Genomic DNA, 7,311 nt, shown 5'->3' with positions numbered 1-7,311 from the left:
TTCCGCGCATCGCACGCCGGACCTGCTGTTCGAATACGCCGGCAACGCCGCTGCGCGCGGCTTGAAGGTGATCATCGCCGGCGCTGGGGGCGCGGCTCATCTGCCGGGCATGGCGGCTTCGAAGACGCGCCTGCCGGTGCTTGGCGTGCCGGTGCAGTCACGGATGCTGTCGGGAGTCGATTCGCTGCTGTCGATCGTGCAGATGCCGGCCGGTATTCCGGTCGCCACCTTGGCGATCGGCGCCGCCGGTGCGACCAATGCCGCGCTGCTGGCTTGCGCCATTCTGGCGACGGCCGATCCGGTGCTAGCTGCCAGGCTCGATGCCTTCCGCGCCGCCCAGACTGCGAAAGTGCTGAACGACGGCGCACTGCCGCTGCCCTGATCACCCGCGACCACGCTCCGATGAAAACGGGAATGAAGATCGGCGTCCTCGGCGCCGGCCAGCTTGGCCGCATGCTGGCGTTGGCCGGCTATCCGCTGGATGTCGATTTCGTCTTCCTCGACCCCGCGTCGGAAGCCTGTGCCGCGCCGCTGGGCGAACACATCCACGCCGATTACAACGACGAAGCCGCGCTCGCCGAATTCTGCTCGCGGGTCGACATCGCGACCTACGAATTCGAGAACGTGCCGAACCTAGCTGCCGAGTTCGTTGCCGCCCGCGTGCCGCTGCATCCGGCACCGCGAGCGCTGACCGCCGGCCAGGATCGGCTGTCGGAGAAAGCGCTGTTCGTGTCGCTGGGCATTCCGGTGCCGACGCACGCCGCGGTGGATTCCCGCGCCGACCTCGATCGCGCCGTGGCCATCACCGGCTTGCCGGCAGTGCTGAAGACGCGGCGCATGGGCTATGACGGCAAGGGCCAGGCGGTGCTGCGCACATCGGCTGATCTCGATGCCGCCTGGGCTGCGATCGGCAGCCAGCCGCTGATCCTGGAAGCCTTCGTACCGTTCACCCGCGAAGTGTCCTGCCTCGCGGTGCGCGCACAGGATGGCCAGATGGCCTTCTATCCACTGGTCGAGAACGTCCACCGCGCCGGCATCCTGCGCACCGCCACGCCAACCGTGAACGATCCGCTGCAGACGCAGGGCGAGGACTACGCGCGCCGCGTCGCCGAGCATCTGGGTTATGTCGGCGTGATGGCTTTCGAGTTCTTCGTCGCCGCTGGCCGGCTGATCGCCAACGAAATCGCGCCCCGCGTCCACAACTCCGGGCACTGGACCATCGAAGGCGCAGAAACCTCGCAGTTCGAGAATCACCTGCGCGCGATCGCCGGCCTGCCGCTCGGTTCCACGGCGCTGCGTGGCGCCTCGGTGATGGTCAACTACATCGGCCTGGCGCCCGAGCTGGAGCTTGCTACCGCGCTGGAAGGCGTGCACACGCACCTGTACGGCAAGATGCCGAAGCCGCAGCGCAAGATCGGCCACGCGACGGTGACCGCCCCGGACGCTGCCGCCCTCCAGCTTCGGCTCGCCAGGCTGCTGGCGATCCTGCCAGACGGCGGCTAGGGCCGGTTCGCGAGCCGGATCAGACCGGTGTGGCGAGCAGCTCGGCCAGATGCTTGTCGAGCTGCGGGATGTAGCCCGGATCTGCCCCGAACAAGGCCAGATGGCCGTCGATCGACTGGATCGGCCGGAACTCCGCCCCCGGAATCAACTTCGCTTCGCGTTCGCAATCGACCGGCGGGAAGAACATGTCGCTGCTGATCGGCATGACAAAGGTTTTCGCCTTGATCCGCCCGAGTGCCGCCGCCAGATCGCCGCCGGTGTGGCGGCTGACATCGCCGTTGCGCCACTTCCAGGCCATCGCCAGCAGCGCGTTCGGGTCCATGACGCCGAAGAAGCCGTTCATGAAATTGGTGACGAAATCGTCGAGCGACGAGAAACCGATCGCGGCCATGCGGCCCTGGGCATAGAACTCGGTGCTCCAGCCCATCACGCCCCAGAGCTTCGCGTGGCGGCGCAGGCCGTCGCGAACATCCATGTGCGAGCTGTACCAGCCGTTGTTGTAGCCAGGATCGGAGGTGATCGCTTCACACAGGATGTCGGCGAACAGCTGGTCGTGGATGGTGTTCTTCGCAGTGCCGGCCAAGGGTGCTGCGCGCTTGACCATGTCCGGATAGCGCACCGCCCATTCGTAGGTCTGCTGGGCGCCCATCGAGCCGCCGGTGACCAGCACGAGTTCGGTGAGGCCGAACTTCTCGGTGAGCAGCTGATGCTGAGCGCGCACATCGTCGCCGATCCGCACCTTCGGAAAGTTGGCCATGCCGGCCGGGAACGGCGTGTTGTGCGGCGACGACGACAGGCCGTTGCCGATCTGGTTGACAATAACGATGAAGTACTTCGCCGGATCGATCGCGCGCCCGGCGCCGGTGTAGACCTGCTCCATGATCTTCGAGGTACCCGAAAACCAGGTGGTGATCAGGATCGCGTTGTCCTTGGCCGCATTCAGCGTTCCGAAGGTCGCGTAGGCCAGCTGGCAGCCGCGGATCGTGCCGCCGTCCTCGAGCGCGAAATTGCCGAGGTCGAAGCTTTCATACGGGCCGTGCACGGCCTGCGAGTAGTACGGGTTGTCGATCATGCGGTCTCCTCCGGTTTGACGTGTCGTTATGGCGACGAGCCTAGCCGAGTGCGATGGCCCGTCGGGCTTCCAATCAAGGCCCTAGGGTTTGCCCGCGCCCTTAGTGCCAACGCTGATCTGCTACGTTCGCCGCCGTGAAAAAGACCATCTTCATTACCGATCATCCTTGGCCCGATCTCGATTTCGAGCGCGAACGGTTCGAAGCCGCCGGCCATCGACTGGTCTCGGGGCTTTCGGCCGCCTTGCCAGGCCGCGAGATAGAAGCGATTGCCGAACGCGAACGACCGCAGGCGATCATGACTTGCTGGGCCGAAGTCTCCGCTACGGCGATCGGCCATTGCCGCGATCTGGCGATCGTCGCCCGCTATGGCGTCGGCCTCGACAACATCGCGCTCGATGCTGCCTGGGCTGCCGGCGCTCGGGTCACCAACGTGCCTGACTACTGCGTCGAGGAAGTGTCCGACCACGCGGTGGCGATGTTGCTGGCCTGGTCGCGCGGCATCGTCCAGTGGGATCGCGAGGTCAAGCGCGGCGTCTGGGATCCCTCACAGGCCCGCCTGAAGCGCACCCGCGGGCTCACTGTCGGTCTGGTCGGCTATGGCCGTGCCGGCAAGCTCGTCGCCCGCAAGCTATCGGGCTGGGGCTTACGAGTCATCGCCTGCGGCCGCACGCCGCCGACTGGCGATGACGCCGCCCAGGTCGAGTGGATGACGCTGGATGCGCTGTTGCCGCAGGCCGATGCCGTGATCGCGCTGCTGCCGCTGTCGGCCGCTACCGCGAACCTGTTCGATGCCGCACGTTTCGCACAGATGAAGCGCGGCGCGCTGTTCATCAACGTCAGCCGCGGCGGGCTGGTCGACAACGCGGCGATCCTCGATGCCCTCGATTCCGGTCAGCTCGATACCGCGGCACTCGACGTGATCGCCGGCGAGCCGAATCCGCCGGCCACCATCACTGCGCATCCGCGGGTGATCGCGACACCGCACATCGCGTTCTCCAGCCCGGACGCGATTCAGGAACTACGCGAGCGGACCGTCGAAGAAGTGTTGCTGGCGCTGCGCGGTGAACCTGCGCGCGTGCTGGTGCAACCGACCGGTCGCTAGTAGCACGGCTGATCAGCCCCGCCGCAGGTAGTTCGCGTTCTCGGCCCACAGCGCTCGGTAGCACTCAGATGCATAGCTCGAAGGCTCGCTGATCACCACCGGCGCCCGCGTTTCGCCCATGCGCTCGATCGACGAGGCATAGGGAATCACGGCCTGACAGACATCCTTCATCGCCTTCGGCGGCTGCTCGATCAAGCCCTTGTGCAGCAGGCGGCGACGATCGGCCATCGACCAGAACGGGCGCAGACGTGTACGCGGCAGCTCGTTGGCCTTGAAGTAGTCGATCAAGGTCATCAGCGCGCGCAAGGACAGATGCGTCGGCACGGTGGGCACCAGGATGCGATCGACGGCGGCGAAGATGTTGTCGGCAACGTGCGACAGACTCGGCGGGCAATCGAGCACCAGCAGCGAGTACTGCTCGGACAGCGGCTCGATCAGGTTTTTGAGCGTGTCGTGGCTGTTGTTATCCTTGCGCAGCCAGACATCGAGATGGCGCGCTTCAAGATCGGCCGGAATCAGATGCAGCAGTTCGTGATGCGGCGTCTCGACGATGCGCTTGCCGATCGGCGCAGTACCGCGCCAGATCGCCTTGTCAGGCGCCTTGGCGCCATCGCCGTGCAGGTACCAGGTGGCAGCACCCTGGGGATCGAGATCCCAGAGCAAGGTGTGCAGGCCGGACTCGGCGGCGAGATAAGCCAGGTTGACCGCAGCGGCCGTCTTGCCGACGCCGCCTTTGACGTTGTAGATCGCCAGCGTTTTCATGCGCGTCTCCGAACAATGCGAGCAATGTCCCGCAGTTCGGCTGCGGGATCAATGCTCCCAGATTCAGAACGTCTGCACGTGCGCGGCGACGGCTTTCACTGACGCTTCATCGAGCGGCGATGGATACAGCTTCGGCATCTTCGATGACGGGTTCTTGATCCATTCGATGGTCTTGTCCAGGTTCTGGCGCTTGGCGAGGCCTTTCAGTGACGGACCAAGGCCGCCTTCGCCACCGCTGCCATGGCAGGCTGAGCAGATCTTGCTGTAGATCGAACTGCCGTTTGCCGTGCTGCTGCTGTCCGCCGGCGAGGCATTGGACACCAGCCGGCTTTCGCCCTTGCCGCCGAGCTTGTAGAGAATCAGCGTCGGCACGCCGCTGCCGCCAAAAGTGGCGCGCGAAACATTGCCCGAGGTCGCGGCCACGTACTGGATGCCGCCCAGCGCGTAGCTGATCACGCCGCCGGCGACGGCGCCGCCAGTGGCGGTCTTGTACAAGACCTGGCCGTTGGCGCTGTCGAGCGCGAAGAAATTGCCGGCCATGTCACCGCTGAACACCACGCCGCCGGCGGTCGGCGTGACGCCGGCGACGACCGGACCATCAGCCTTGTAGCTCCAGCGAATCTTGCCGTTGTCCGGATCTACCGCATGCACCCAGCCGTAGGCCTCGTCGTCCATCTTCCAGGTGCCGCCGAGCATGAACTGGCCGGGGATGAAGTCCTTCTGCGGCTTCGGCGTGATCGTCGAGCACCAGTCGACGACGCCGACGACGATCGCCTTGTTCTTGGCATCGAAGGCCGGGCCGTTCCATTCGACACCGCCCAGGATGCCCGGACAGGTGCGTAGTCCAGCCGTCGTGGCTTGCACGCCTTCGTTCTCGATGCGGGCGATCGGCGTATCGAACACGCGCTTCTGGGTTTCACGGTTGACGCCATACAGATGGCCGTTCTTCGAGCCGATCGCGGCGATCGGATGGCCGCTGCTGTCGTGGTAGAGCATCGGCGCGGCGCCAAGATCGAGATCGTGGCCATCGTTCGACACGATCTGGTGGTACCACTTCAATGCACCCGTGCGGGCATCGAGCACCAGCATGCTGTCGGTGTACAGATTGGCGCCTGGGCGATGGCCCGGCAGGATGTCCGGTGCCGGATTGCCGACCGGCACGAATACTTCGCCGGTCGACATGTCGATCGAATAATGGGTCCACGAACCGCCGCCACCGTAGCGCGCGGTGCCGCGCTCGTGCCAGGTTTCCGCACCCGGTTCCTTGCCACGCGGAATGGTGTTGAAGCGCCAGACCTCGCGGCCGTTGGCCTGGTCATAGGCCATGATCCGACCTCTGACGCCCCAGTCGCTGCCGGCGCTGCCGATGATCAGCAAGCCCTGCCAGACGATCGGCGCAGCGCTGAAGAACTCTCCCTGCAGCGGGTCGCCGACCTGCTGCTGCCAGACGGTCTTGCCGGTCGCCACATCAATCGCCAGCAGGCGGCCGTCCGACGTGCCGCGAAACAGCTTGCCGTTCGCGTAGGCGACGCCGCGATTGACCGGGAAGACTTCCGGCTGCTCGGGCTTGTAGTGATGGCGCCAGCGCTGCGTGCAGTTGGTGGCATCGAGCGCAATGGTGTCCTGCGCCGTGGTCAGGTACAGCACGCCATCGAGCTGGACAAGGCCGGTGTGGAACGAACCGCCGTCATCGACCTTGATCCGGCAGTGCTCGGCCAGCTGGCCGGCATTGGCCGGCGTGATCTGCGCCGGCAAGGCATAGCGTTGACCATCCGCCGTGCCGTTGTAGCTCAGCCAGTTGCTGTCGACTAGCGGGGGCTCTTTGGCTGCCTCTTGGGCTTGTGGCGCTGCCGCGATCAAAGCCAGTGCAATACCGGCGAGCAGGCGCGAAGCCTGGCTCGCGCCTTTCGAATGCGTCATTACCGTCTCCTCGGTCGTATCGATCAGCAGTTCTTGGACTGCTTGCGTCACGACTGTAGAGACGAGGCTCCTGTTTGAACAGCGGGGTCAGCCCGCTGTCCAGTTCGGCCCGGTGATCGTCAGCCTCAGACGTCGAGATTGCCGACCAGCAAGGCATGACGCTCGATGAAATCGCGACGCGGTTCCACGTCTTCGCCCATCAGCGTCGTGAACATCTGGTCGGCCGAAATCAGGTCCTCGACACGGACCTGCACCAGACGGCGCGCCGTCGGATCCAGTGTGGTTTCCCAGAGCTGCTCCGGATTCATCTCGCCGAGACCCTTGTAACGCTGCACATGCAGGCCGCGGCGCGCCTCGGCGATCAGCCAGGTGTAGGCCTCGGCGAAGTTCGTGACGGCACGCGTGCGCTCGCCGCGACGGATCGTCGCACCGGCCTGAACCAGCGCTGCAGCTTCCGTGTTGAACTTCGTAACCAGTTGATAATCCGGGGAATTGAAGAAATCCTCGGCAAACACGTAGCGGTGCGCGAGCCCGTGCACGAGCTGGTTCACGATCAGCGCGGCCGGCTTGTCGGCGTTCGCATCGGCCTTGAGCTCGACCGTGTAGCGCTGCAGCGCATTGCCGGCGTTCAGAGCGATCGAGAAGCGCTCCAGCCAGATCTGGCGATCCGGCTCGCCGACCGGCACCGGCGCGACTTCGAACAGGCGCTCCAGCAGCAGACGATCGTAGTGACGTGACAGACGTTCGATCGAGGTCTGGATGCGCGCGTATTCGCGGGCAAGCTGGGCCAGCTTCTCGGTCAGCACGGGCGCTGCGCCGGCGGCCGGCGTGAAGCTGGCTTCGTCGAGCGCGGCCTTGAGCAGCCAGTCCTCGAGCTCGTGGTTGTCCTTGACGTAGGTTTCGTTCTTGCCGCTCTTGAGCTTGTAGAGCGGCGGCTGCGCGATGTAGACA

6 protein-coding genes and 1 pseudogene are annotated in these 7,311 nt (G+C 65.3%); 3 read left to right on the top strand and 4 right to left on the bottom strand.

Annotated features, from left to right (window positions below):
* Both purE and QZY06_RS20490 read left to right on the top strand, forming a co-directional pair.
* The coding region (gene purE, locus QZY06_RS20495; protein ID WP_295687705.1) for a 5-(carboxyamino)imidazole ribonucleotide mutase at positions 1-382 on the top strand (382 nt) is incomplete at its 5' end.
* A 20-nt stretch (positions 383-402) separates the two neighbouring features.
* Positions 403-1,503, top strand: coding sequence for a 5-(carboxyamino)imidazole ribonucleotide synthase (locus QZY06_RS20490; RefSeq protein WP_295687703.1), 1,101 nt, complete (start codon positions 403-405; stop codon positions 1,501-1,503).
* Between the two features lie 19 nt (positions 1,504-1,522).
* On the opposite strand, the gene QZY06_RS20485 is transcribed toward QZY06_RS20490, so the two are convergent.
* Positions 1,523-2,575 (bottom strand): alpha/beta fold hydrolase, encoded by a 1,053-nt coding sequence (locus tag QZY06_RS20485; protein WP_295687702.1) that lies wholly within the window; start codon positions 2,573-2,575, stop codon positions 1,523-1,525.
* A 134-nt stretch (positions 2,576-2,709) separates the two neighbouring features.
* Between QZY06_RS20485 and QZY06_RS20480 the strand changes: the two genes are divergently transcribed.
* A complete protein-coding gene (locus QZY06_RS20480; protein ID WP_295687700.1) occupies positions 2,710-3,678 on the top strand; it encodes a C-terminal binding protein in 969 nt (322 codons plus the stop codon).
* Positions 3,679-3,690: 12 nt separating this feature from the next.
* Here the strand turns inward: QZY06_RS20480 and QZY06_RS20475 are convergent, their stop codons facing one another.
* The 3 genes and pseudogenes from QZY06_RS20475 to gyrB form a co-directional block, all read right to left on the bottom strand.
* Positions 3,691-4,440, bottom strand: a complete 750-nt coding sequence (locus QZY06_RS20475) for a ParA family protein (protein ID WP_295687697.1) — start codon at positions 4,438-4,440, stop codon at positions 3,691-3,693.
* A 63-nt stretch (positions 4,441-4,503) separates the two neighbouring features.
* Complete coding sequence (locus QZY06_RS20470; RefSeq protein WP_295687695.1) at positions 4,504-6,360, bottom strand: PQQ-binding-like beta-propeller repeat protein; 1,857 nt, start codon at positions 6,358-6,360, stop codon at positions 4,504-4,506.
* A 125-nt stretch (positions 6,361-6,485) separates the two neighbouring features.
* Positions 6,486-7,311 (bottom strand): annotated as a pseudogene (gene gyrB, locus QZY06_RS20465) (DNA gyrase subunit B); the annotation flags it as partial.

It is taken from the genome of uncultured Nevskia sp. (genome assembly GCF_903885465.1).
Taxonomy (GTDB): Bacteria; Pseudomonadota; Gammaproteobacteria; order Nevskiales; family Nevskiaceae; genus Nevskia.
The sequence above is the reverse complement of the archived record's forward strand: the minus strand, read 5'-3'. Positions and strand labels throughout refer to the sequence as shown.

Excerpts from the sequence above, each read along its gene's own strand:
- QZY06_RS20485 (WP_295687702.1), bottom strand. The coding sequence starts at position 2,575 with ATGATCGACAACCCGTACTACTCGCAGGCCGTGCACGGCCCGTATGAA.
- QZY06_RS20475 (WP_295687697.1), bottom strand. The coding sequence starts at position 4,440 with ATGAAAACGCTGGCGATCTACAACGTCAAAGGCGGCGTCGGCAAGACG.
- QZY06_RS20470 (WP_295687695.1), bottom strand. The coding sequence starts at position 6,360 with ATGACGCATTCGAAAGGCGCGAGCCAGGCTTCGCGCCTGCTCGCCGGT.
- QZY06_RS20490 (WP_295687703.1), top strand. The coding sequence starts at position 403 with ATGAAAACGGGAATGAAGATCGGCGTCCTCGGCGCCGGCCAGCTTGGC.